At 40.1% G+C, this 22,371-nt stretch carries 26 protein-coding genes; 16 read left to right on the top strand and 10 right to left on the bottom strand.

The window, feature by feature from the left end:
* Positions 1-8 precede the first annotated feature (8 nt).
* From MKX55_RS19400 to mobB, 5 genes are read left to right on the top strand one after another with little or no spacing between them, the layout of a single operon-like run.
* Positions 9-1,016: a MoeB/ThiF family adenylyltransferase gene (locus tag MKX55_RS19400; protein WP_339179914.1), complete on the top strand. Its 1,008-nt coding sequence runs from the start codon at positions 9-11 to the stop codon at positions 1,014-1,016.
* Between the two features lie 12 nt (positions 1,017-1,028).
* The gene (gene glp / locus MKX55_RS19395) at positions 1,029-2,342 is read left to right on the top strand and encodes a gephyrin-like molybdotransferase Glp (protein ID WP_339234283.1); all 1,314 of its coding nucleotides are present in this window, start codon (positions 1,029-1,031) and stop codon (positions 2,340-2,342) included.
* Entirely contained in the window at positions 2,335-2,808 is a 474-nt protein-coding gene (locus MKX55_RS19390; RefSeq protein ID WP_339234281.1) for a molybdenum cofactor biosynthesis protein MoaE, read from the top strand. Before glp ends, MKX55_RS19390 begins: the two co-directional genes overlap by 8 nt.
* The gene (gene moaD / locus MKX55_RS19385) at positions 2,805-3,038 is read left to right on the top strand and encodes a molybdopterin converting factor subunit 1 (RefSeq protein WP_339179907.1); all 234 of its coding nucleotides are present in this window, start codon (positions 2,805-2,807) and stop codon (positions 3,036-3,038) included. The genes MKX55_RS19390 and moaD overlap by 4 nt, the downstream gene beginning before the upstream one ends.
* A complete protein-coding gene (mobB, locus tag MKX55_RS19380; protein ID WP_339179905.1) occupies positions 3,039-3,536 on the top strand; it encodes a molybdopterin-guanine dinucleotide biosynthesis protein B in 498 nt (165 codons plus the stop codon).
* Positions 3,537-3,548: 12 nt separating this feature from the next.
* On the opposite strand, the gene MKX55_RS19375 is transcribed toward mobB, so the two are convergent.
* Positions 3,549-4,271 (bottom strand): Crp/Fnr family transcriptional regulator, encoded by a 723-nt coding sequence (locus MKX55_RS19375; protein ID WP_339179903.1) that lies wholly within the window; start codon positions 4,269-4,271, stop codon positions 3,549-3,551.
* 271 nt (positions 4,272-4,542) lie between these two features.
* On the opposite strand from MKX55_RS19375, the gene MKX55_RS19370 reads away from it, so the two are divergent.
* From MKX55_RS19370 to modB, 4 genes are read left to right on the top strand one after another with little or no spacing between them, the layout of a single operon-like run.
* Positions 4,543-5,142 (top strand): molybdenum cofactor guanylyltransferase, encoded by a 600-nt coding sequence (locus tag MKX55_RS19370; RefSeq protein ID WP_339179900.1) that lies wholly within the window; start codon positions 4,543-4,545, stop codon positions 5,140-5,142.
* Positions 5,143-5,154: 12 nt separating this feature from the next.
* The gene (locus MKX55_RS19365; protein ID WP_339179898.1) at positions 5,155-5,673 is read left to right on the top strand and encodes a MogA/MoaB family molybdenum cofactor biosynthesis protein; all 519 of its coding nucleotides are present in this window, start codon (positions 5,155-5,157) and stop codon (positions 5,671-5,673) included.
* 15 nt (positions 5,674-5,688) lie between these two features.
* Positions 5,689-6,459, top strand: coding sequence for a molybdate ABC transporter substrate-binding protein (modA, locus tag MKX55_RS19360; protein ID WP_339234278.1), 771 nt, complete (start codon positions 5,689-5,691; stop codon positions 6,457-6,459).
* A gap of 9 nt (positions 6,460-6,468) precedes the next feature.
* Positions 6,469-7,128: a molybdate ABC transporter permease subunit gene (gene modB, locus MKX55_RS19355; protein ID WP_339234276.1), complete on the top strand. Its 660-nt coding sequence runs from the start codon at positions 6,469-6,471 to the stop codon at positions 7,126-7,128.
* Positions 7,129-7,230: 102 nt separating this feature from the next.
* Here modB and moaC read toward each other — a convergent pair whose 3' ends face one another.
* Positions 7,231-7,713, bottom strand: coding sequence for a cyclic pyranopterin monophosphate synthase MoaC (moaC, locus tag MKX55_RS19350; RefSeq protein ID WP_339234274.1), 483 nt, complete (start codon positions 7,711-7,713; stop codon positions 7,231-7,233).
* A 123-nt stretch (positions 7,714-7,836) separates the two neighbouring features.
* Here moaC and cyoE point away from each other — a divergent pair, with 123 nt between their 5' ends.
* On the top strand, positions 7,837-8,721 hold the full coding sequence (gene cyoE / locus MKX55_RS19345) for a heme o synthase (RefSeq protein ID WP_339234272.1): 885 nt from the start codon (positions 7,837-7,839) through the stop codon (positions 8,719-8,721).
* A gap of 116 nt (positions 8,722-8,837) precedes the next feature.
* Entirely contained in the window at positions 8,838-8,981 is a 144-nt protein-coding gene (locus MKX55_RS19340; RefSeq protein WP_193064652.1) for a lmo0937 family membrane protein, read from the top strand.
* A 464-nt stretch (positions 8,982-9,445) separates the two neighbouring features.
* On the opposite strand, the gene MKX55_RS19335 is transcribed toward MKX55_RS19340, so the two are convergent.
* The 4 genes from MKX55_RS19335 to MKX55_RS19320 form a co-directional block, all read right to left on the bottom strand.
* Positions 9,446-10,192, bottom strand: coding sequence for a glucose 1-dehydrogenase (locus MKX55_RS19335; protein ID WP_339234270.1), 747 nt, complete (start codon positions 10,190-10,192; stop codon positions 9,446-9,448).
* Positions 10,193-10,415: 223 nt separating this feature from the next.
* Positions 10,416-10,685 carry a ketosteroid isomerase family protein gene (locus MKX55_RS19330; RefSeq protein WP_339234267.1) on the bottom strand — a complete coding sequence of 90 codons (270 nt, stop codon included), beginning with the start codon at positions 10,683-10,685 and terminating at the stop codon, positions 10,416-10,418.
* 37 nt (positions 10,686-10,722) lie between these two features.
* The gene (locus MKX55_RS19325) at positions 10,723-11,478 is read right to left on the bottom strand and encodes a glucose 1-dehydrogenase (protein WP_339179884.1); all 756 of its coding nucleotides are present in this window, start codon (positions 11,476-11,478) and stop codon (positions 10,723-10,725) included.
* Positions 11,479-11,481: 3 nt separating this feature from the next.
* Entirely contained in the window at positions 11,482-11,883 is a 402-nt protein-coding gene (locus tag MKX55_RS19320; RefSeq protein ID WP_339179881.1) for a MarR family transcriptional regulator, read from the bottom strand.
* 293 nt (positions 11,884-12,176) lie between these two features.
* Between MKX55_RS19320 and MKX55_RS19315 the strand changes: the two genes are divergently transcribed.
* Positions 12,177-12,965, top strand: coding sequence for an SDR family oxidoreductase (locus MKX55_RS19315; RefSeq protein WP_339234265.1), 789 nt, complete (start codon positions 12,177-12,179; stop codon positions 12,963-12,965).
* A 367-nt stretch (positions 12,966-13,332) separates the two neighbouring features.
* On the opposite strand, the gene MKX55_RS19310 is transcribed toward MKX55_RS19315, so the two are convergent.
* The 3 genes from MKX55_RS19310 to MKX55_RS19300 all read right to left on the bottom strand — a co-directional run bounded on the left by MKX55_RS19310 (position 13,333) and on the right by MKX55_RS19300 (position 15,965).
* Positions 13,333-13,881 (bottom strand): competence protein ComK, encoded by a 549-nt coding sequence (locus MKX55_RS19310; protein ID WP_339234263.1) that lies wholly within the window; start codon positions 13,879-13,881, stop codon positions 13,333-13,335.
* A gap of 320 nt (positions 13,882-14,201) precedes the next feature.
* The gene (locus tag MKX55_RS19305) at positions 14,202-14,912 is read right to left on the bottom strand and encodes a DUF6612 family protein (protein WP_339234261.1); all 711 of its coding nucleotides are present in this window, start codon (positions 14,910-14,912) and stop codon (positions 14,202-14,204) included.
* Positions 14,913-15,077: 165 nt separating this feature from the next.
* Positions 15,078-15,965 (bottom strand): TetR/AcrR family transcriptional regulator, encoded by an 888-nt coding sequence (locus tag MKX55_RS19300; RefSeq protein WP_339234259.1) that lies wholly within the window; start codon positions 15,963-15,965, stop codon positions 15,078-15,080.
* Between the two features lie 331 nt (positions 15,966-16,296).
* Between MKX55_RS19300 and MKX55_RS19295 the strand changes: the two genes are divergently transcribed.
* The 4 genes from MKX55_RS19295 (at position 16,297) to MKX55_RS19280 (ending at position 20,686) form a co-directional block, all read left to right on the top strand.
* Positions 16,297-17,808, top strand: coding sequence for a DHA2 family efflux MFS transporter permease subunit (locus tag MKX55_RS19295; protein ID WP_339234257.1), 1,512 nt, complete (start codon positions 16,297-16,299; stop codon positions 17,806-17,808).
* Positions 17,809-17,939: 131 nt separating this feature from the next.
* Complete coding sequence (locus tag MKX55_RS19290; RefSeq protein ID WP_339234254.1) at positions 17,940-18,827, top strand: PP2C family serine/threonine-protein phosphatase; 888 nt, start codon at positions 17,940-17,942, stop codon at positions 18,825-18,827.
* Between the two features lie 205 nt (positions 18,828-19,032).
* On the top strand, positions 19,033-19,989 hold the full coding sequence (gene manA, locus MKX55_RS19285; protein WP_339234252.1) for a mannose-6-phosphate isomerase, class I: 957 nt from the start codon (positions 19,033-19,035) through the stop codon (positions 19,987-19,989).
* A gap of 121 nt (positions 19,990-20,110) precedes the next feature.
* Positions 20,111-20,686, top strand: a complete 576-nt coding sequence (locus tag MKX55_RS19280; RefSeq protein WP_339234250.1) for a GNAT family N-acetyltransferase — start codon at positions 20,111-20,113, stop codon at positions 20,684-20,686.
* A 638-nt stretch (positions 20,687-21,324) separates the two neighbouring features.
* Here the strand turns inward: MKX55_RS19280 and MKX55_RS19275 are convergent.
* Entirely contained in the window at positions 21,325-22,371 is a 1,047-nt protein-coding gene (locus MKX55_RS19275) for a galactitol-1-phosphate 5-dehydrogenase (protein WP_339234248.1), read from the bottom strand.

Raw genomic sequence — 22,371 nt, 5'->3', positions numbered from 1 at the left:
TGATAAAGATGGAGCGATATTCCCGGCAAATGTTATTTATGCCTATTGGGGAAGAGGGACAAAGAAAAATCACGGAGAAGCGTGTACTGATTATTGGGTGCGGGGCACTTGGTTCAGCAAATGCGGAAAACCTGGCTCGGGCAGGCATCGGAGAGTTGATACTTGTTGATCGGGATTATGTGGAATGGAGTAATCTTCAAAGGCAGCAGCTCTATACGGAAGCGGACGTGGAAAATCAAATTCCAAAAGCTGTTGCGGCTAAAGCAAGATTACATGAAATCAATTCAGAGGTGGAGATAGAAGCCTATGTGATGGATGCTGATGCAATCACTTTACTGCCTTTATTACGAGGAATCGATTTAGTTATGGATGCGACGGATAATTTTGATACCCGTTTTATGCTGAATGATTTATTGCAGAAAGCTTCGATACCATGGATATTTGGGTCCTGTGTTGGCAGTACAGGAATGAGCTACACTATTTTTCCAAATGAATCTCCTTGTCTCCGTTGTTTACTCGATGCCATTCCTGTCAACGGTGCAACCTGTGATTCTGCAGGGATTATCTCACCAGCTGTACAGATGGTGGTCGCCCATCAAACGACAGAAGCGTTGAAAATTCTGGTGGAGGATCAAGCGGCTCTTCGTACGTCCCTTCTCACTTTTGATTTGTGGAATAATCAGTATCATACCATGAAAGTGGAGCGGGCGAAGAAACAGACTTGTCCTTCATGCGGGGAAAATCCAAGCTATCCATCGTTAAATTATCAACGCCGTACAAAATCAGAGGTACTCTGCGGCAGAAATACCGTTCAAATCAGAGCCTCCCAAGCGCCTGATTTTCAATTATTGAAGGAACGGTTAAAAAGAATTGGAGCTGTAAAGGCCAATGATTTTTTAATATCCGTGGAATACGAGACCTATCGTCTGGTTTTCTTTCAAGATGGAAGAACGCTGATCCATGGAACGAATTCAATTGAAAAGGCCAAAAGTATCTATTATCAATTAGCAGGATGAAGGTGAATCGCTATGGTAGAAAGAAGAAAACCGATTAACGTAAAGGAAGCTATCACACGTACGATGCATTTTGCAAAGGCAGGAAGCGTCGAATACATTCCAATCGAAGAAAGCTATGGCCGTTTTTTGGGAGAAGATTTAATTGCTGACCACCATGTACCGCCATTCGACCGCTCTCCCTATGATGGTTTTGCGATACGTGCAGCAGATACGGATCATACTTCCCGTAATCATCCAGTTGAACTGGAGGTAGCAGGAGAAATTGGTGCAGGGAGTGTCTTTGAACGTCCGGTAACAGCAGAAGAAGCAGTTCGGATTATGACAGGGGCCCAGATCCCTGATGGCTGTGATGCGGTCGTAATGCTTGAAGAGGTAAATGAGATAGAGAGAAACGGAAAAAAATATATCCAGATAAAAAGAAATATCAAAGCAGGAACCAACATTTCCTTTATGGGGGAGGACACTCAAAAAGGAAGCATACTTACCCAAAAAGGAACCTATATCACCCCTGGAATTGTAGCATTGCTTGCAACATTTGGTTATAAAAACGTACCAGCCGCCAAGAAGCCCAAGATTGGAGTGATTGCAACTGGCAGTGAATTATTAGAGGTAGATGAAGCTTTGGAGCCGGGGAAAATTCGGAACAGTAATGCCTATATGATTCAATCGCAAATTACTCGAGCAGGTGGAGAAGCACTGTACTTTGGACAATTTAGTGATGATTTTGACGTGTGCTATAACCAAGTGAAGGATGCTGTCGACGAGGTGGATATGCTGATCACTACTGGCGGAGTGTCTGTTGGTGATTATGATTATTTACCAGCTATTTATGCCAAGCTTGAGTGCAATGTTTTATTCAATAAAATCAAAATGAGACCTGGCAGTGTGACAACGGCAGCTGAAAAGGACGGGAAATTATTATATGGCCTATCCGGCAACCCATCCGCATGCTATGTCGGTTTTGAACTGTATACCCGGCCCGCTATCCGGACATATTTGCATAGCAGCTATCCATTTTTAAAGAAAGAAACAGCAAAGCTTGGGGCGGATTTTCTGAAGCCCAATCCATTTGATCGTTTTGTAAGAGGATATGTAAGCTATCAGCATGGCTGTTTAGTCGCCACACCAGTTGGGCTGGATAAGTCAAATGTTGTTTCCTCTTTAGCGGAAGCCAATATTCTCATTCTGCTTCCGGGAGGGACCAGAGGATACGAAGCCGGCATGGATGTATCCGTCATTTTATTAGAAGACCAAGAAGGAATAACGATGGAATCGTTTTTGGATAAAGATATCCATTCCAGAAAGGATCAGAGAAACGATGGTTGATTCATTATACGAGATTGTTGAGGATCCAATAGAAGTAGAGGAAATTATCAAGAAAGTGGAGCGCAGAGAAGCGGGAGCAATCAATACTTTCATTGGTACCGTACGCGAGTGGACAAACGGGAAACGTACCATGTATTTAAAATATCAAGCATATCAACCGATGGCTGTAAAAATGCTGCAAAAAATTGGTGCAGAAATAGAAGAGAAATGGCCAAACTCAAAAGCTGCTATTACCCATCGAATTGGCGAGTTGGATATTTCAGATATCGCTGTGGTTATCTGTGTTTCCTCTCTGCATCGAAAGGCAGCCTATGAAGCAAATGAATATGCGATAGAAAGAATTAAACAAATGGTGCCTATTTGGAAAAAAGAACATTGGGAGGACGGAGAGACCTGGATAGGGGATCAATTAGAAAAGGTTGCTTATCCGGAGGGAAGTCCGGATGTAAAGGATGTGAAGAAATGATTCGTATTTTACTTTTTGCAGACTTACAGGAAAAAATGGGAAAAGATAGTTTAGTGTATGAATGTGATTCCATAACGATTAAAGCGTTAAAAGAGCAGCTTAAAACAGCATTTGGATTATTCGAAATCGAACACGTCATGACGGCAGTAAATGAGGAATATGCAATGGAGGATGATATCGTGAAATCTGGAGACACTGTTGCTTTTATCCCGCCAGTCAGTGGTGGGTAAATGGATATTATTCAGGTTGTAGGATATAAAAACAGCGGGAAAACAACGCTTGCATGCAAATTGATCGAACATGCAGCTAAAAAAGGGTTCCGGACTGCCTCTTTAAAGCATCATGGTCATGGCGGTGTTCCAGAGGGAATATCCGATACAGACAGTGAAAAACATAAACAAGCAGGAGCGTTTATTTCTGGAGTAGAAGGAGACGGTGTATTTCAGCTGTCCAAGGGAAGTTGGACATTGGATGAAATGATTCAAATTTATGAATGGATGCAAATAAATCTATTGATTATAGAGGGATTTAAAGCATACTCCTTTCCAAAGGTGGTACTCATAAGCGATGAAAAAGATCTTGAACTATTAGATAAAGTGAAAAACGTAAAAGCTATCATCGCTCGAGTAGCCCTTGAAAAAAATGCTTATCCATTTCCAGTTTTTCAGCAACATGATTATAACGGAATTTGCAAGTGGTTAGAGGAACAGTTAAAAAAGAAAGCATAAATAGTGCACCATCTAATTGATATTGCATATTTCAATTGGGCAGTTTTCACAGCCAATTTGGTCTCGTAAATAATCGATGTCTTTGATAAAAATACGGCCAGACTTATCCATAGATATAATATCACGTTTTCTTAAATCGACGAGCATCCGGTTAACGCTTTCCCGGGTCGCAGCGCAAAACTTAGCTAATTCTTGATTGGTGAGGACCAAATCGATTAGTATGCCATCTTTTTTGTTTATGCCGTAACTATTCGAAAGACGGATGATGGTTGAATATAATGCACCTTTTTTTCCGTTCAACAATAAATCTCTAATTTTGGATTGGTATTTACGCATATGGCTGCTCGTCCATTTTAAATATTCAAATGTTAAATGCGGGTTTGACATTAATGCTTTTTCTAATTGATCTTTTTGAATAACTAATACTTCGCCGCTATCAATAATTTTAGCACTCAGCATATATCTGGAATCATCACTAAAAATTGTCAACTCGCCAATAATATCCTGCTGTTTGCAAATACGAAGAATCATTTCTTTCCCGTCTGCTGTTAATTTGGAAACTTGGACCAGTCCGGATTTAATAATAAATATTTGTTCTGATTCTGTGCCTTCATGAAAGAGATACATGTGTTTTTCCATATTTTTTACCGTGCCGATTGAATGTAAAACTGCTCTAAGCTCTTCTGAAATGCTGTCTTTTCCTGTTTTTGATTGTAATAATGCGCTCGTTTGCATAGCAGTCAACTCCTTTATGGATGCAACATCTTATTTCTATTTTAACACTCGTATCTTTGAGTTGGTTTTCTTTCCGTTACGAATTTGTGAAATTTACCGCAGTGTAACTGGCTATAAGACTCCCACTTCAAGAAATGAAGGAAACGTATTATTTCTAAGTGGGAGATCTAACAGCCAGTAACGGCCCGATTGGTTCAACTAACCTTCAGTGGGAGATAAAAGAAAATCCCCACTGAAGGAAGTTTCACTTTACTACAAGGAGGTGTATTGTATGGGAAATATAGCTGGTCTTCTGCTAGCAGGGGGGCAATCGAGAAGGTTTGGCAGTCCGAAGGCTTTTCTTCGGATGAATGAGAAATACTTCTATCAATATTCTGTTGATTCATTGAGGGAAATCACGGACTCCATTGTGGTGATAACCAATACAGAGCTGAAAGCATTATTCGATGAGGAGGCAGATGATTTAGCAATCATAACAGATAACAAGTATGTTAAAGGAGCAGGTCCGCTAGCTGGGATATATACGGGAATGGAATATCTGTCAGCAGATTGGTATATGACGGCACCAATCGATGTGCCGTTTATAAATACGGCTATTTTCCATACGTTATTATCCTATAAAAAAGAAAATATAGATGCGGTCGTGCCAGTAGTTTCAGGAGAAATCCAACCGCTTATTTCTATTTATCATCATAGCGTAAAAGAAGTTATCTTGGATCAGCTTCAAAAAGAGATATTATCCGTTCATCGATTACTGGAGAATTTAAACGTAAGGTATATCCCGATGAAAGAGGAAAAATGCTTTTATAATATTAATCTGCGGGAGGATTATGATAAGTGGATTGCTGGTCCAAAAAATGAAAATAATTAGAGGTGGGTTAAAATGCTGACAACGCATCGAAAACATGCTGCTAAACATATTTCGTGTGCTGTTATCACAGTTAGTGATACAAGGACAAAAGAAACCGATAAAAGTGGAAAGAAAATCATTGATTTGTTAACAAATCGTGAACATCAAGTGAACTTTTACGAAATCATACCAGATGATGAGGATCATATTCGGAAGACAGTAGAAACAGCGGTTTTCAGCGGGGAAATCGAGGCGGTTATTGTAAATGGCGGGACAGGCATATCCCATCGAGATGTCACTATTGAATCGATCGAGCCTTTATTTGAAAAACAGCTACCCGGTTTTGGGGAACTGTTCAGACATTTGAGTTTTCACTATGATATTGGGACAGCCAGTATCTTATCGAGAGCGGTTTGCGGGGTTTGTAACCATTGCGTTATTTTTTCCATTCCGGGGTCAACTGGTGCGGTATCATTAGCAATGGAAAAAATCATATTGCCGGAAGTTGGACATATGGTCAGAGAAATCCATAAGGACTTAGAACACAGATAAGAAGGATGTTTCATTATGAGAAAGTATTCTATTTTTATTGTTATTTTAATTTTGCTTGCTGGAGGATGCTCTCAAGAGGGTGGAAGTGAAACCGAATTAACGATTTCTGCTGCTGCAAGTATGACAGAGAGTTTAACAGAACTGACGGAAATGTTTGAAGAGGAATATCCTGACATTCACATTTCTTATAACTATGGCGGTTCTGGTTCATTACGAAAACAAATTGAACAGGGAGCTCCGGTTGATATTTTTCTTTCTGCGTCAAGTATTGACTATGAAAAATTAGCTGATCAAGACAGCGTGGATAATGGAAAAGCAATACTTACAAATCAACTCGTTCTAATCAAACCCAAAGAAGGGGATACAGCCTCTCTGGATGATTTTATGGCAGGAGATGAGGTAATGGCAATCGGCACACCAGATGCAGTTCCGGCAGGTTCCTATGCAGAAAAAGCGCTCCAAAATTCAGGCCTGTGGGAGCAGCTGGAAGAGCAGAGCCGGCTTATATATACGAAAGATGTTACGCAGGTGCTTACGTTGGTAAAAGAAGGCGCTGCAGACGTTGGAATTGTGTATGCCAGTGATGTAAATGACGAAAAAGATGTAACAGTCGTCCAAACCTTTGATTCAAGCCTGCATTCTCCAATTGAGTATTATATTGCTGCGCTTCAAAGTGAGGAAAAGGAAGAAGGCGTGGAGCAGGCAAAAGATGCTTTCTACCAATTTATATCTAGTGAAGCAGCTAATGAAGTATTTGAAAATAATGGATTTCAACCAGTGGAGTAGGTGAGTAGCATGCAATGGTCATGGCATCCTGTTCAATTATCATTTTATGTAGCAACCATCGCAACTGTAATTGCATTTCTTTTAACCATTTTATCTGCTTTTTGGATCATTCGTAAAGATAGAAAAGGGAAGGCGATCATAGAGACAGTCTTTTTTCTGCCATTGGTGCTGCCGCCGACAGTTGTAGGCTTTTTTCTTATTATGATATTCGGTACAAATAGCTGGATTGGTCAATTCATAGAGGGTATAGCTGGCAAGAGTATATTGTTTACATCGACAGCAGCAATCATTGCAGCAATCGTTGTCGCCTTTCCATTAATCTATCAATCCATCAAAACAGGATTTTTAGCGGTTGATAAGGATATCGTAGGGGCTGCGAAAGTGGATGGTGCGGGAGATTGGGCTGCGCTTATAAAGGTAATCCTTCCGCTGTCGTATCGTTCCCTTACTACAGGTGCGGTGCTTGGATTTACAAGGGGATTTGGAGAGTTCGGTGCCACATTGATGTTTGCTGGAAATATACCTGGAAAAACGCAAACCATCCCAACCGCGATTTATTTGGCAATAGAAACAGGAGAAACAACACTTGCTTGGTATTATGTTTTAATTAGCATTGGTTTATCTTTTTTACTGCTGTTAATCATTAATCGAATGAAACCAAATGATTAAAACGCTGGCAGAGCCCGTGAGCTGGCAATACAGGCTCTATGGATTGGAGTAAATAATCATCTTTACGAATAGGGAAAAAGGAAAGCGGAGTTCTCCTCTGCATTATCTTTTATAATCTCCGCTTTTACCGCCGCTTTTTTCAAGTAAGTAGGTTTGGCCGATAACCATGCTTTTGTCTACTGCTTTGCACATATCGTAAACGGTCAATGCGGTTACGGAAGCGGCGGTTAATGCCTCCATTTCGACCCCGGTACTTCCCGCTGTTTTTACCTCAGCATCGATGAGAAGCTCATACATTTCCTTATCCGTATGAACCCATTCAAAAGATAAATCAACGCCGCTAATAGGAATTGGGTGACACATTGGAATTAAAGAGGAAGTTTGTTTCGCCGCCATAATTCCTGCAACCTGGGCAACGGACAATACATCTCCTTTTTTAATTTTTTGCTGTGTAATATTTTCATAAACGATTTGATTCATCTGTATACTGGATCTTGCAATGGCTTTTCGAGCTGTTTCATTTTTGTTAGAAATATCGACCATTTTTGCTCGTCCATCGTCATTAAAATGAGTGAAATTTGCCATGTTCGTCACCTGACTTTTCTTTTAGATTTCATAATAAGTTTAGCTTAAGCTACTATTAAATTCAATATAGGCAGTAAAAGGAACCCGGAATATAAAGGTGGAATACGTTTAAAAGGGTGATGAATGATGGAACGAAAAAAACAATCTGATTTCTTAAATGATATTAAGTTACTTATAAAATTTAATGTACTAGCCGCAAATGTTCTTCCGGTAATAACAGGCTTTGTGTTGGCTATTTATATAACAAATGCCAGATTCTATAATTATTGGTTTCTCTTTATACTTGCTCTCATTGGATCGACTTTCGTGATGGCCGGAGCTTTGATTATAAATAATTGGTTTGATGCCGATATTGATTCCAAAATGGAGAGAACGAAAAAGCGGCCGACGGTAACAGGACATTTTACGGACAAACAAGTATTAACACTTGGTATTGGTACAACTGCGTTGGGATTTATCCTCCTTCTTGCTGTTAACTTGGAAACCACTTTATATGCATTTATCGGCTGGTTTACGTATGTTGTTTTATATACAATGTGGACGAAAAGAAAATATACGCTAAATACGATTATTGGCAGTATTTCTGGGGCTGTTACGCCGCTGATTGGCTGGGCGGTTGTGGATTCGGCGATTCATCCGGTTCCTTTGACGATTTTCTTATTCCTATTTATTTGGCAAATTCCACACACCTTTGCTATCGCAATAAAAAGAAGTGAGGAGTATCGTGCGGCAGGAGTTCCGATGCTCCCTGTAGTATATGGATTTGAAATGACAAAAAGGCAAATGCTTGTATATGTCACCTGCCTGCTGCCGTTACCATTTCTTATAGCACAATTAGGAGCTCTCTTTATCGTTATTGCTGCCATTCTTAACGTTAGCTGGATTATATTAGCGCTTGCTGGATTTTGGATGAAGGATGTTCGAAAATGGGCGCAATGGAATTTCTTATATTCGGTTAATTATTTAATGTTTATATTTATGTTACTTATCTTGGTTACTTTGTTTTAGTCGAACCTATCAGTCCGTTACGGGCTGTTTGACCTCCCATTTAAAAAATGACATTTTTGTTTACCAAAAATAAGAAAAGGGAATAGCTTTGAAAGAAGAAAGGAGGAGGTCAGACTATGCTTTGGACTATTATCATCGTTATTCTAGTTTTATGGTTACTTGGATTCATCGGAGACATCGCTGGAAACCTTGTGCATATCCTATTAGTTGTGGCTTTAATCATCCTGATTTATCGACTTATAACTGGCCGTAAATCTTAGCTGGGTTGGATGAAAAGTAATTTCATAATTAATATTAAAAGATAAATACCGTGGGGACATTATATTAAAATTACCGAGATCGTCCTATTTAATATAATGTCCCCAGTTATATAATCAGATACGATACATATGTAAATAAAAAACAATCAGTCGGATGGAAAGCGGAAAAGATGCCCCTAAATTAATCAAACTATTAAAATTAGCAAATGTATTGGAGTCAGAGCTATCCATGAGAGGTAATCAAATTAATGATGAACAAGCAGCATCTATTTCAACTTTCGTACACCAAATCAGATAACGCGTCTTTGGTAGTCTTTGTATTTATCTTCTTTGAAGCACTCTTCATCCGCCTAAAGAAAAACACCCTCTCTATACGGAATGTGATTCTCGAAAAATCAAATCTTCCATATAAAGAGGGTGTTTTTTCTAGTTGAAAACTTCTTGCCTGCAAATACTAAACTTTATTAAAGTGCAGTCCAGCCGCCGTCAATAACCAGTTCAGCTCCAGTCATAAAGCGTGATTCATCCGATGCAAGGAACAGCACGCCATATGCCACATCTTCCGGATTTCCGAAGTAAGGAAGCTGGGTGAATGTTTGATAATAAGGGGTTGCATCCGCAAAGGAATCTGCTGTCATAGGTGTTTCAATTATGCCAGGGTGAACGGAATTGACGCGGATTTTATCTTTGCCATATTCTACAGCAGCAGATTTTGATAGAGATCGTAAAGCGCCTTTAGCAGCAGTGTATGGACTTGAACCAGCCATCCCAACAATGCCTCCGATAGAGGAAATATTAATCAGGGAGCCGCCGCCGGCTTTTTGCATTTCCGGAATAACGTATTTCATCCCGATAACACAGCCGTTTAAATTGATATCCATGACTTTATTCCATTCGTCCATCTCCATCTGTGCGATGGTTTTCGGACTGGATACACCTGCGTTGTTTACGAGCACATCAATTTTTCCATAATGTGTTACAGCTTCCTGGATAACCTGTTTCCATTCGTCCTCTGATGTCACATTATGTTTTAAGCCGATGGCATCTCCGCCATTTTCTTTAATTTCGTTGATTACCTCTTGCAGTACGTTATCGTTAATATCTGTTGCGATTACTTTTGCTCCTTCTTGTGCAAAAAGCTTTGCTTCTGAAGCTCCCATCCCATTAGCTGCCCCGGTGATAATTGCTACTTTACCTGTTAATCTTCCCATTGTAATCATCCTTTTTATAAGTTATATAATTTGTCCATGCAGGCTTACTGACTCCTCGTCTCCTGCCAGATAGACTTGTGAAATGATATCTATTTTATTTCATTTCATGAAGCTTGCAGTATTAAAGCTGCTGGATATCGTCCGGCCCCCAATAGGCATGCATTGTTGCAATTTTACCGTTGGAATCAAATGTCATGACATCGGTGACGTCGATTCGGATTGGCTAGCCTTCCTTTTCTGTGTGGACTGCAAACGTAATGGCTGCTGCGTTACGATAAGATCCGCGCGGCGGCGCCAATAGTTCTAAGCTTGCGCCGGATATGCTTTCTTTGTAAAATGCTTCCACTTCTTTACGTCCTGTTTTTGGCGGTGTGCCAACAGGATCCTCCACACTTGCTTCATCCGAAAATAAAGCTATTAAACGTTCGAGATCGTTTGCGTTGAAAGCATCAACATATGCGTGTAATGCTTTTTTCATGGTGGCGTTGTCCATAAATAACATGCTCCTTTGTTGGATAGGAATCTATACTCTATAAAGTCAAACCGCCATCAACGGCAATAATGGAACCGGTCATATAGCTGGAGCCGGCAGAAGCTAAGAAAGCAACTACATTGGCGACTTCGTCTGATTCGGCCATGCGCCCGATGACTGGAAAATCAATTTTCGGTGTGTTTCCGGTTTCCTCCCATGTTTTTTGGAACCCGGATACCAGGTTTGTTTCCACGCCGCCAGGACAGATCGCATTGACGCGGATCCCTTTATCGGCATACTCTTTTGCTGCTGATTTAGTCAAGCCGACGACGGCATGCTTGCTGGCAGAATAGGCTGCTAAGCTGTGTTCCACACGCAGGCCTGAGCTTGACGAGGTATTAATAATCACACCGGAACCTTGTTCTTCCATGACTTTTAATACATATTTCATTCCCAGGAATACCCCTTTAAAGTTGACGGAAACGACGCGATCGTACTCTTCATCCGGGATATCTGCTAATAAATAAGGCTTTTGGATGACTCCGGCATTGTTAAAGAAGACATCAATCCGGCCATAGGCTTTAACGGCTTCTTGTACATAATTCTGAACGTCTTCACTTTTGGAAACATCCGCTTTGACAAAAATGCCTTCTCCACCTTGTTCCTTCACCAGGCGAAGTGTTTCTTCTCCGGTTTGTTCATTGAAGTCAACTAAGACTAATTTCATGCCCTGCTCAGTTAATTTAAGGCTTGAGGCGCGTCCCATCCCGCTTCCTGCACCTGTAATGACTGCAATTTGTTCTGCTTCAGACATACATCATTTCTCCTTATCTATTTTATATTCTTTTAGATTATCTACCATTTTTTTATAATATCCATGTAGTTCACTTAGTTCTTCATCCGAAAAATCTTTCCATAAGGAATCGGTCAGTGTAAAATACTTTTCATTGATTTGGTCAAGTACCTCGGAACCCAAGGGAGTCATTTGCATTAGGGTTATCCGCCGATCGTTTTCCGATGTTTTCCTCTCAATATACCCTTTTTGTACCAGTTTATTCGTAAGGTTCGTAATAGCAGGTAAGCTGATTCCGATTCTTTCTGACAGCTCGGAGCTTTTCTGGGCACCTTCAGCTGTTAAAATTTCCAGGATATAAACCTGCGAACCGGAAATATCGCTGTCCAGTATTTTTCCATAAGCGATAATAAATTTATGAACCATCGTGGAAAGCAGTTTGGAAAGTTCATTTTTATTTTCCTCGTTAATAAGTTTCCACCTCCAATACTTAAGGGGTTTAATAGTTAAAAGGGTTAACTATTTATTTGTTAGTGTAAGCGTATTTACTTTTACTGTCAATTAATTGGATTCCCATTACATATTTTTGCTTTTCAGACAAAGCTAATTTCACATAAGAAATGGGCTTTTCCCCGTTTAATGAATACCTGCTTCATCCTTCTATAACTTGCCCCATATATGATATCATGATGAATAACAACGAAAGGGAGCGATATTCAATGGATTTAAAACTAACGAACAAAAAAGTACTTGTTTTAGCATCCAGCAGAGGCATCGGCAGAGAAATTGCCAATAGGTATGCGGAAGAAGGAGCTTCTGTTATGATTACCGGCAGAAATGAAGATACTCTGAAAAAAACAGCAGCTGAGCTTTCCAATCAGACAGACAGCGAAATAATTCCGTTTGTTACGGATGTTTCGAAAAAGGAAGATATCGACCGTTTATTTGCTTTTGTGAAGGAACAGTTTGGCGTGCTTGATGTATTGGTAAGCAATGCAGGAGGACCGCCGGTTATTGATTTTGAATCCAGTGAGGAAACGGACTGGTATGATGCTTTTGAGTTAACCTTGATGAGTGCTGTCCGGGCGATGAAAGAAGCGATTCCTTTGATGAAGGCGAATGGACAGGGCAGGATCTTATACATTGCCTCTACTTCTATTAAAGAACCAATCAGCGAGCTGCTGCTGTCTAATATTTTTCGAAGCGGTGTCCAGGCTCTTTGTAAATCGCTGGCAGGGGATTATGCGGCGAATGATATATTAATTAATATCGTAGGACCAGGAAAAATTGATACGGACCGGTTACGGAGCCTCGATGAGAAAAATGCGGAAAAGAATCAGGTTGCATTAGAGGATTGGAAAAATAAAGTCCAGGCCTCGATCCCGATCGGCCGATACGGCACGCCGGAGGAATTTGCAGATGCGGCCGTCTTCTTAGGCTCCTATCGAAATACGTATGTTACCGGACAGACATTATTGATAGATGGCGGTGTGGTTAAGGCTTATTGATGATGTGATTTATTTCATTTTTTATGGTTTTAATTCAGCTGGAAAAATTAATCTGTTGGACAAGGCTATTCTATTTATAACGAACGTAAAAACGCTTCTTTCCTTTGATCTGGAGGGAGGAGCGTTTTTGTGGTGGTTTACTAATAAGTTGAAAGGAATGAAACTTTTTATAGAGGAGATAAGGAGAGGATATTCTTGTTATGAGGGCTGGGATATATCGGTGTAATTTCCTATGGTGAACGTGCTGATTTAGAAAATATCAAACAATACACAGAACAAGAGCAACCAGACTTATGAGGTGAAAAACTCAGAAGAATGATTCCTGTGAGTGATTGTCTTGCTGTGAGATTGTTAAAAAACGTCACGCTTACTTCTGAGGCTCAACAGGTCCTTTTTGAATCAGCGTACTAAGAATCCTGCCTAATGCTTCAGATGGATCCTCTGAAGGCGGCACCCCGTTTTCTTCGATGTTTTCAATGATTCCATTTAGCCGCTTGCAGCGCGAAAGTTGGTTATTTAATTGCTTTTTAGAGATTTTTAAAAATAACGTTGTGCCATCTTTGAATATAATATCACTTCCATCGCTTTTCTTCACAATTTTGGAAACATGATGGTAAAAAATCCATGCACACTTTTTATTGGAAAGCCCCTGCGTCGGAAATACAATAATTCCCCGGGCAACGCTGACGGGGACAGGGGTTTTTTGTGTATAACTTGTGTAATGAAGAACAGAAGCTCTTCTTCCAGCATAAGAAGACAGATTTTTTATGCAGTTCTGCTCAATGATTTCAAAGGGTTTTTCTTCGAAAGTAAGCATATGTTCATTATCTGATTCAAGGACTTTTGATGCGACTTCGGATGTTGTTCCTGGTAATATCGCCATGGTTTTCCCGGTTATTTCGTAAGTAGGTGCCATAACAACCCTCCTTATGTTTATATTTTTAACAGATTATGTATCTCATAAAAATAGTTTACCATATTCAAAATAATAAATAAACATAAAATGTTTTTATTTTTCAAAAATTAATAACTATTATTTTTGAAAAATGAATTTTGTAGCTAATTCTATGCAATCAGAAAAATTACTGGGCCTGTCTAATTTGTGTGCTTCTAAGGGGTCAATCTAGCATTTGCCTGCATAAAAAGAACCTCTTCATAAAGCTTTAGCGCATTACGAAGAGGTTCTATTGCACATCTATTTCAATGAAACCTGATACCGGTATCAACTGCGTCTGGTTAAGATGCTTCTTCGAGCGCTTCATCAGGTATTTCAATGTCATCAATATTATTTACATCATCATAGTTTACAAGAATATTTATATCTACATTGCCGGTTTCATTTTCAACGGAGAGGTTATATTCTAAATTCTCAATATAGAAATCGTTTTTGTTTACTTCAAAGGTGAAAACCAAAGCCATGTCCTCGTCAGCAATATCCGAACCGCCTAACAGAATATTGAATGGGCCTTCAAATGCTTCATAAATATCCCGTTCAAAGCCATCATAATGAAAGGTGTAGGTTCCGCCTTCCGAATCGAATTCCGCATAGTCAATGACATCTTCCAGGACAGAAACAACCTCTCTGTAGGAAGGGCTGAATAAAGGTTCGTTTTCTTCCGCTTCTCTCAATACCCAAGGACTATCTGCTTCCTGTGTATAAATTTCCTCGCCGGCACGATACGTTTCGATGGACGTTTCTTCTCCATCCGCTTCCGCTGTGGAAACCTGATGCAGTGCAGCAGGGTCCTCTGACAGTTGGACTTCTATGTTATAGCTCGTCGTTCTGGTAAGGTCAGATGTATCAATTGTAAAGTCAGCTGCGTATTGATTCACATCGCGATGGGAACTTAGTACATTTTCAACAACCTCATCCTCACTTGCTTCCTGAGAACAAGCAATCAAAAAGAATAGCAGGGAAATAGAAAGCAAAGTGTATATCTTTTTCACGTTTTCACCACCTTTCTTAAATATAGGTAAATTATCTTAAACTCTAACTTATAGTCTATAACATTCACAAAGGTTTTGTAAATTAGCTGCAGCATAGAAATATATGCGATTTTTTTCTTGATTATGGGAAAAGAACCCTTTTTTAATCTGGAAAAGGAAGGGCAGTTATCTATCTTCCTTTTCCTCCTCTATGAGTTGCGTAAACAGTATTTGAATATACTTTCCCTTATCCTCTAATTCGGTGTGCAGTAAGGCGTTCTGATAGGAATTCATGACACTTTCCATCAAAAATAAATTGGGATTCTCTGATTTTAGCTGTTCTAGTAAAAAGTGATGATAATATGTCAATTTATCATTTTTCAGCTTATCCACTTTGCTGTTTAACGCTGTTAATGTTTGCTGTAATTCGATTTTGCTGTCTTGCTCTCCAGCATCTTTTATCTGATGGTAGGGGAGAAAATAGTCAGCCTGTAAAAAGGGCGGATGTAATCTTTCTCGTTCAATCTGCCCGAGAGCAAAATAAATCGTTTCTTCTATCGGAATTTCTGTTTTGTTGATATCCATTAATATCTTAGAGGTTAAATGGATGGTGCCGAAGCAGGTAACCGCATCATCATAGGCGTGTTTTTGTTTTTTAGCACCGAACACGTCACAAATCCGTTCAGCCATCCATGTGACTTCCTCCAGGTATTGCTGGTTTAGGAATTCCTTTAATTCTTGATGTGCTGTATCTGAACTGGCCAAAGAAGCGAACATGGCCATCAGGTTATGTTTTTTATCAATATGAAAACGGGCAGCAATCTGTTTAACAAAAACCTCTTTGTCTGAGGAGGATTTTCCAAGAGCAAGCTGATGACGGTCGTGGATAACTTCCTCCTTGATAAATGACAAAATGGCCATTAAGCATTCCGTTTTGGAAGAAAAATAATTATAGAATGTTCCTTTTGATACATTGGCTGCTTCTAAAATATCCTGAATCGGAGTCGCAGAAAACCCTTTCTTAATAAAAAGCGTTTGTGCAGCTTCAATAATTTGTTTCTTTTTCTTGTTCATGTAACCGTCCCTTTATATAAAATTTTGCGAAAATAGAATAGGTGTACAATATTTATGATAGTCCACATTCATTGATATATCAACATTTTAAAATTATTAAAAGATTTATGTTGCATTTATTGGACTGCAGGTATAAAATAGTTAAGTCTTAAGTGAGAGGTTGCTTTGAAATAACAAATAAATGTTTTTTAACCCTCTTCTTAATGCCATTTTTTTGTATGTCAGAAAAGCACTACGTAGCATAGAAACGTATTTCAGTGCAATAAAAATTTTAACATAACAGACAGAAGGAAACATGATTTTTCCTATGGAGAGAAAGCGAGGGTATATAATGACAGATATAAAAGAAATGCATAAACAGCCGCCTTACGGGATGATTGCGATTTTATTTATCGGGGCGTTTGTAGCTATTTTAAATGAAACATTATTAAACGTAGCACTGCCTTCGATAATGACAGAATTTGAAGTAAGTCCGACGACAGTTCAATGGCTGACAAATGGATATATGCTTGTGAACGGGATTCTTATTCCTGCAAGTGCGTTTTTGATTCAACGTTTTACAAATAGAAAGCTATTTTTAACCGCAATGACATTGTTTACATTAGGTACATTAATAGCGGCTATTTCACCGACCTTTTCCATTCTTTTACTGGCAAGGTTGATTCAGGCAGCAGGCTCAGCGGTAATGATGCCTTTGCTTATGAATGTCATGCTGACTGCTTTTCCAATTGAAAAGCGTGGTACGGCAATGGGAACTTTCGGTCTGGTAATGATTGTGGCGCCGGCGATTGGGCCAACATTATCTGGATGGATTGTGGAGCACTTTGATTGGAGAACGCTATTCTATGTGGTCTTCCCAATTGCGGTGATTTCATTATTAATAGGCGTATTCAAGCTGAAAAATATTACACCGCAGCGCGGCATCAAGCTGGATGTTCTATCAATTATCTTGTCCAGCTTAGGGTTTGGCGGTTTATTGTATGGATTTAGTTCAGCAGGAGATTCAGAGATGGGATGGAGTCATCCGGCTGTCTATATTACATTGATTGTCGGTGTAATTAGTATCGTCGCGCTGATTCTTCGCCAATTACGTATGGAAGATCCAATGCTCGAGTTCCGTATTTTCCGTTACCCGATGTTTGCCTTATCTTCGGCTATTTCGGTTGTATTGGCAATGGCGTTATTTTCAGGAATGATTTTAATTCCGCTATATGTGCAGACAGTCCGCGGATTTACCCCGCTTGAAGCAGGTCTGCTCATGCTTCCGGGCGCGCTTGTAATGGGAATCATGTCGCCGATTACCGGACGGTTATTCGATAAATTCGGCGCCCGTACATTAACACTGGTCGGGCTCGTGATTACAGGTGTGACAACGTACTTCTTTACACAGCTGGATTTAGAGATTACGATCACATCGCTTATGGTTATTTTTGCGCTTCGTTCATTTGGTATGTCCATGGTAATGATGCCAGTTATGACAAATGGATTAAACCAATTGCCGATGTATCAAAACCCGCATGGTACGGCTATGAACAATACACTGCAGCAGGTATCCGGGGCGATTGGCTCTGCCTTGTTGATTACGGTGATGAACAGCCGGACGAACAGTGAGGCAGAATCACTGGCTGAAGAAGCGATGAAAAATATGGATCCATCACAAATGCCGACTGGTGCAGCAGCAGAACAGATGCAGGCAGAAATAATGAATGAAGCCATGCTTCACGGCATCAACTTCTCGTTCTTTATCTCCTTGTTGATTATCGGTTTAGCATTTATTCTGGCCTTGTTTATTAAGAGAGTAGGCACGGACGGGAAAATCATTACGAAATCAAAAGCAAAATAAGAAAGCAGAAAACTATCATCTGATTGTCAGGTGGTAGTTTTTTATACATAGAGACGTTTTTCGCATGTTAAACTAAGGAAAGGGTTATTCATTTGATTTAAAATTTAATCAACAAAGAAAGCAGGAATAGAATGATTCATATATCAAAAGTACATAAGCAAGGCAGCGCTCCGGCAAATGAAGATGCCTATGTAGAAAATCTGGAAAGAAAGCTGTTTGCAGTAATCGACGGGGCAACGGGCGTAGGCGGATTGTCTGGGAAAATAGCAGCAGAAACCATGCAGCATCGCTTAAATACGGGAAATGTCGCAGATTCATTCATCAGCCTGATTCAAAAAGGGAATACAGATTTGGCTGAGAGAACGAAGCAGGAGCTGGGGCAGGAAATCAATGCCATTCCAAAAGAAAAACGCAGCACCTGCGGGATGGCAGCGATACAAATACATGAAACATATATGGAGTATGCGCAATCAGGGGATTGCATGATTTTTGTGAAGTATCAGGATGGCGGAATACAGGCACTTTCCTATGATCATGTGATGCGGCTGGATGAAAAGGCACTCTCTGATTTATATGAATCTATTTCCTGGAGAATCGGCGCAGATGTCAGCGGAGAAGCTTTTCAAAAGGTCTATCAAGAAGAAAAAGAGCGGATTATCCCTGCATTGGCCGCGAATCGAAGGAAGTTAAATACAGTTCAGGGATATAGCATTATGGACGGTACAGCGGCAGCAATGGACTTTTTAAGCTATGGAAGGATTCCGCTTCAGCAGGTGGAAAAGGTTCTGCTGCTTACAGATGGGATGCAGCTTTATGGAGTGGATGGCGATACGTGGGGAGAAACGGCAATGTATGCGATGGAGTATGGCGTTGAACGGTTGTTGTCATATGTTGTTCAGCAAGAAGGAAGCGATATATCTCTGCAAAGGTATCCGCGGTTTAAGCATGCTGATGACAAGACGGGAATATTGTTGGAATATAGCGATGAAGAAAAAGAAATCATCAAAAATACGAAATAACTTGGCAGCACTTTATCTGTTTGGAAAGCAATACCGATTCTATAAATGACAGGAGAAGACCAAGGCGCGAAAAATAGGGAAACGGCTTGAGGAAGTATGATGAAAGAAGCTATACTATAGAAAGCAGATTTAATTTAAACGTATAGAGGAATGTGATTAATCAAGAGAGTTTAGAGGAAGCAAAATTTTTCTGAGGAGGATCCGTATGTATAATGAACCACTTTTTTTAGAGCCTGTTTTACAGGAAAGAATTTGGGGAGGAAAGAAGCTTCAAACCGAATTCGGTTATTCGACACCTTATGAACGGACGGGCGAAGCGTGGGTTATTTCCGCTCATCCGAACGGACCATGCCAAATCAAAAATGGCCCGCTTGAAGGCAGGACGCTTCAAGATGCGTGGGAAAACCATAAGGAATTATTTAATAGAGCAGAGGCTGCGGGAGAGACGTACCCACTTTTAGTTAAAATCCTGGATGCGAATGAAAATCTCTCTGTTCAGGTCCACCCGGATGATATCTACGCTCAGAAACAAGAGGGCGTTCCTTATGGAAAAACAGAATGCTGGTACGTACTGGGTGCCGAAGAAGGAGCAGAGTTAATCTTGGGCCATCATGCCAACAGTCGGGAAGAGCTGAAGCAAGCGATGGAAAACGGTGAATGGGATACGCTGTTAAAACGTGTGCCTGTAACCGCAGGAGATTTTGTCTATGTGCCAAGCGGAACAATTCATGCCATTGGTGCAGGAATTGTTATTTTAGAAACGCAGCAAAGCTCGGATATTACGTATCGTGTCTATGACTATGACCGCACGGATGCCAACGGGGAGCCAAGGGAATTACATCTCGAACAGGCTGCTGAAGTAACCAATGTACCTCATGAAGATCCGGGTGTGGGAACACTTCAGGAAGCAATAGAAGATTTGACAGTCCAAAAACTTATTGAGGAAACTTATTTTACGGTCTATCATTGGGATTTACAAGGAGACGCCGTGCTGGAAAGAGATAAAGATTTTCTGCAGGTGAGTGTAATCAAAGGAGCAGCTTCGATTACGATAGATGATACATCCTTTGCTATTGAAAAAGGAGATCATTTTGTTATTCCTCATACGGTAAAAGCATTTTCTTTAAAAGGAAATGCAGAGATGGTTGTGTCTCATACGTAGCTAGTGGTACCTTTTGTTCAACAGGAGACAGCTGATACTAGAAGGATCGTATTTTACAGCGAATAACAAGAGGAGCGCAAAAGATCTAAGTAATGCTTGCAATAAAAACTGGAGGATTATCATGCAATCGAAGAAATACTATTTAGAAAAAATGAATGTAACAAATATCAATATAAAAGTTATTTATAATTATTTAAAACAGGAATTTGGCCGGGAAGAGTTATTTCCCCGTATGGTGATACGGCGTAATTTCAAAAAGAGCATTTGGGAAGCTGTCTATCTTACGGATGGGCAAGAAAAATATGGCTATGCTATTTATCAGAAGGAGCCTGGGTTTAAAGGTGTTTTTATTGCATATCTGGCTATTCTTCCAAAATATCAATCAAAGGGTCTCGGCAGTGAACTCATTCGTCAGTTAAATGCGTTGTTTCCTGATGGTATTTTACTGGAGGTGGAGGATCCGGATGCTGCGAAGGATGAGAAGGATCAGACAACGAGAATTCGGCGGATTCGCTTTTATGAAAGAAATGGGCTGGCTTTGAATCCGAATATGAAGGTAAATACGTTTTTTGTACCGTTCCGAATGATGGATAATATAGATGGAACGGATACGTATGATATTTCGCTTTATCAAAAGCTGTATAATCGTATTTTGAGATTGCCGTTAGGGAGTATATTTATTAAGGAGAATCGGTAAAGAGAATATTTATAAGTAAATAGGGATAAAATCCTCTCTATAGGGAATATATATATGTTACCCCTTATTTAAGTTACACATAATGACTTAACTAAATAAATTAGTTTGACAGGCATCTATTTGTAAAGTAAATTAAAGAGGAAGAAAGAATTGCGTGTAGCCCATAGTGGCGGGAAAGAAGCTGGAGTGGTTCCCGGCTTCTTTTTTTATGCTATAGAGTCATAAAAAAAGTTTATTGAATTATGATATAAGCAAGATTTTACAGATAAAAACCATCTAAAAAGGGTGGGAGAAAATTAATGAAAAAACAGCTTAATAAGATAATAAACACTTTTTAGGGTATTAGCTATGAAACTAACAGATTGAGTTAGGTGGCTCATCATAGTTTGTTTATTTTGCTGTTTTTTCTTTTTTTGCGTGTAGCCACCAATAGTAGCACCTCCTTTCAGTTAGCGGGGTGCTAACTTGGAGGTTAGTATTGGAGCATGACTGGCTTCGTATGCCTACATCATACCTTATTATTTTACCATAAATCAGATAACTTTTTACTGTATTTATTTTAAAAAAAGACAGTAAAAAAGAAGAATCATCTAGCTGTTAGAGATTAGATGTTTCTTCTTATTTTTCAATTTCACAGCCTAAGGATGAAAAAGAACTTTCACGGCATCTACTTCTTTATGAATAAGCTGATGGAAAACCTCAGGACCATTCTCCAACGGAAGATGATGAGAAATCATCGGCTTTACATCTAACTGTCCTGTTTTCATATAATAGAGCCCTGTCTCCCATTCCTTTCCTGGGAAGGGTGCAGATAATGCATTCCATGCGCCTAAGATCCGCAATTCATTTCGGACGATTCTTTCAAAATAATAGCGGTGGAGGGTGATATCGCCATAAGGGATACCTAAGTATAAAACCTCTCCGCCTTTTTTAGGGAGTGCTAGCACCTGCTTGCTAGTCAGGGGAGAGCCTGCTGATTCTACAGCCAGGTCAACACCAGAGGAAGCGGTATGATTTTTTATAACCGTTTCCGTGTCTTCTTTTAGCGGGTTAATCAGAATATCAGCGCCCAGCTGTTTAGCGATTTTCAGTTTGTTTTCATCAATATCAATGGCGAAAACAGTTGCCGCTCCAAAGATTTTTGCCCACTGAACAGAAAGAAGCCCGATACTGCCAACGCCCATGATTGCTACTGCTGCACCCGGCTGGATAGAAGTACGGTAAAAACCGTGCAGCACGACAGAAGATGGTTCCAGCAGAGATGCAGTGTCAAAATCAATTTCATCCGGAAGCAGTAGCGCGTGAGATGCAGGCAGGACAACGTATTCAGCATAAGCTCCCGGCTGTTTTGCACCAATAACCGTCAGCTCTGTACAGCGGGTTGGAAATCCCTGCCTGCAGTAAATACAATTCCCGCAGGCAAAGGTCGGGCAAGCAGCTGCGCGATCGCCTTCTTTCCATTGTGTTACCGCACTGCCGACAGCAGCTACCACTCCGGAGAATTCATGGCCAAAAGTGGTGCCTGGAATATAAGGTCCAAGCTTTTTGTAACGGGACAAGTCTGAACCGCATATGCCGGCGGATTTTACCTGAATAAGAATGTCCTCTTCACGAATAATTTGAGGAATAGGTGTATCTTCTTCATAACGTAAATCCTCTATACCGTATAAATTTAGAGCTTTCAA

It is taken from the genome of Oceanobacillus sp. FSL W7-1281, assembly GCF_037969835.1.
GTDB lineage: Bacteria > Bacillota > Bacilli > Bacillales > Amphibacillaceae > Oceanobacillus > Oceanobacillus oncorhynchi.
Note: the sequence above shows the minus strand (reverse complement) of the source record. Positions and strands in the feature narration are given on the sequence as shown.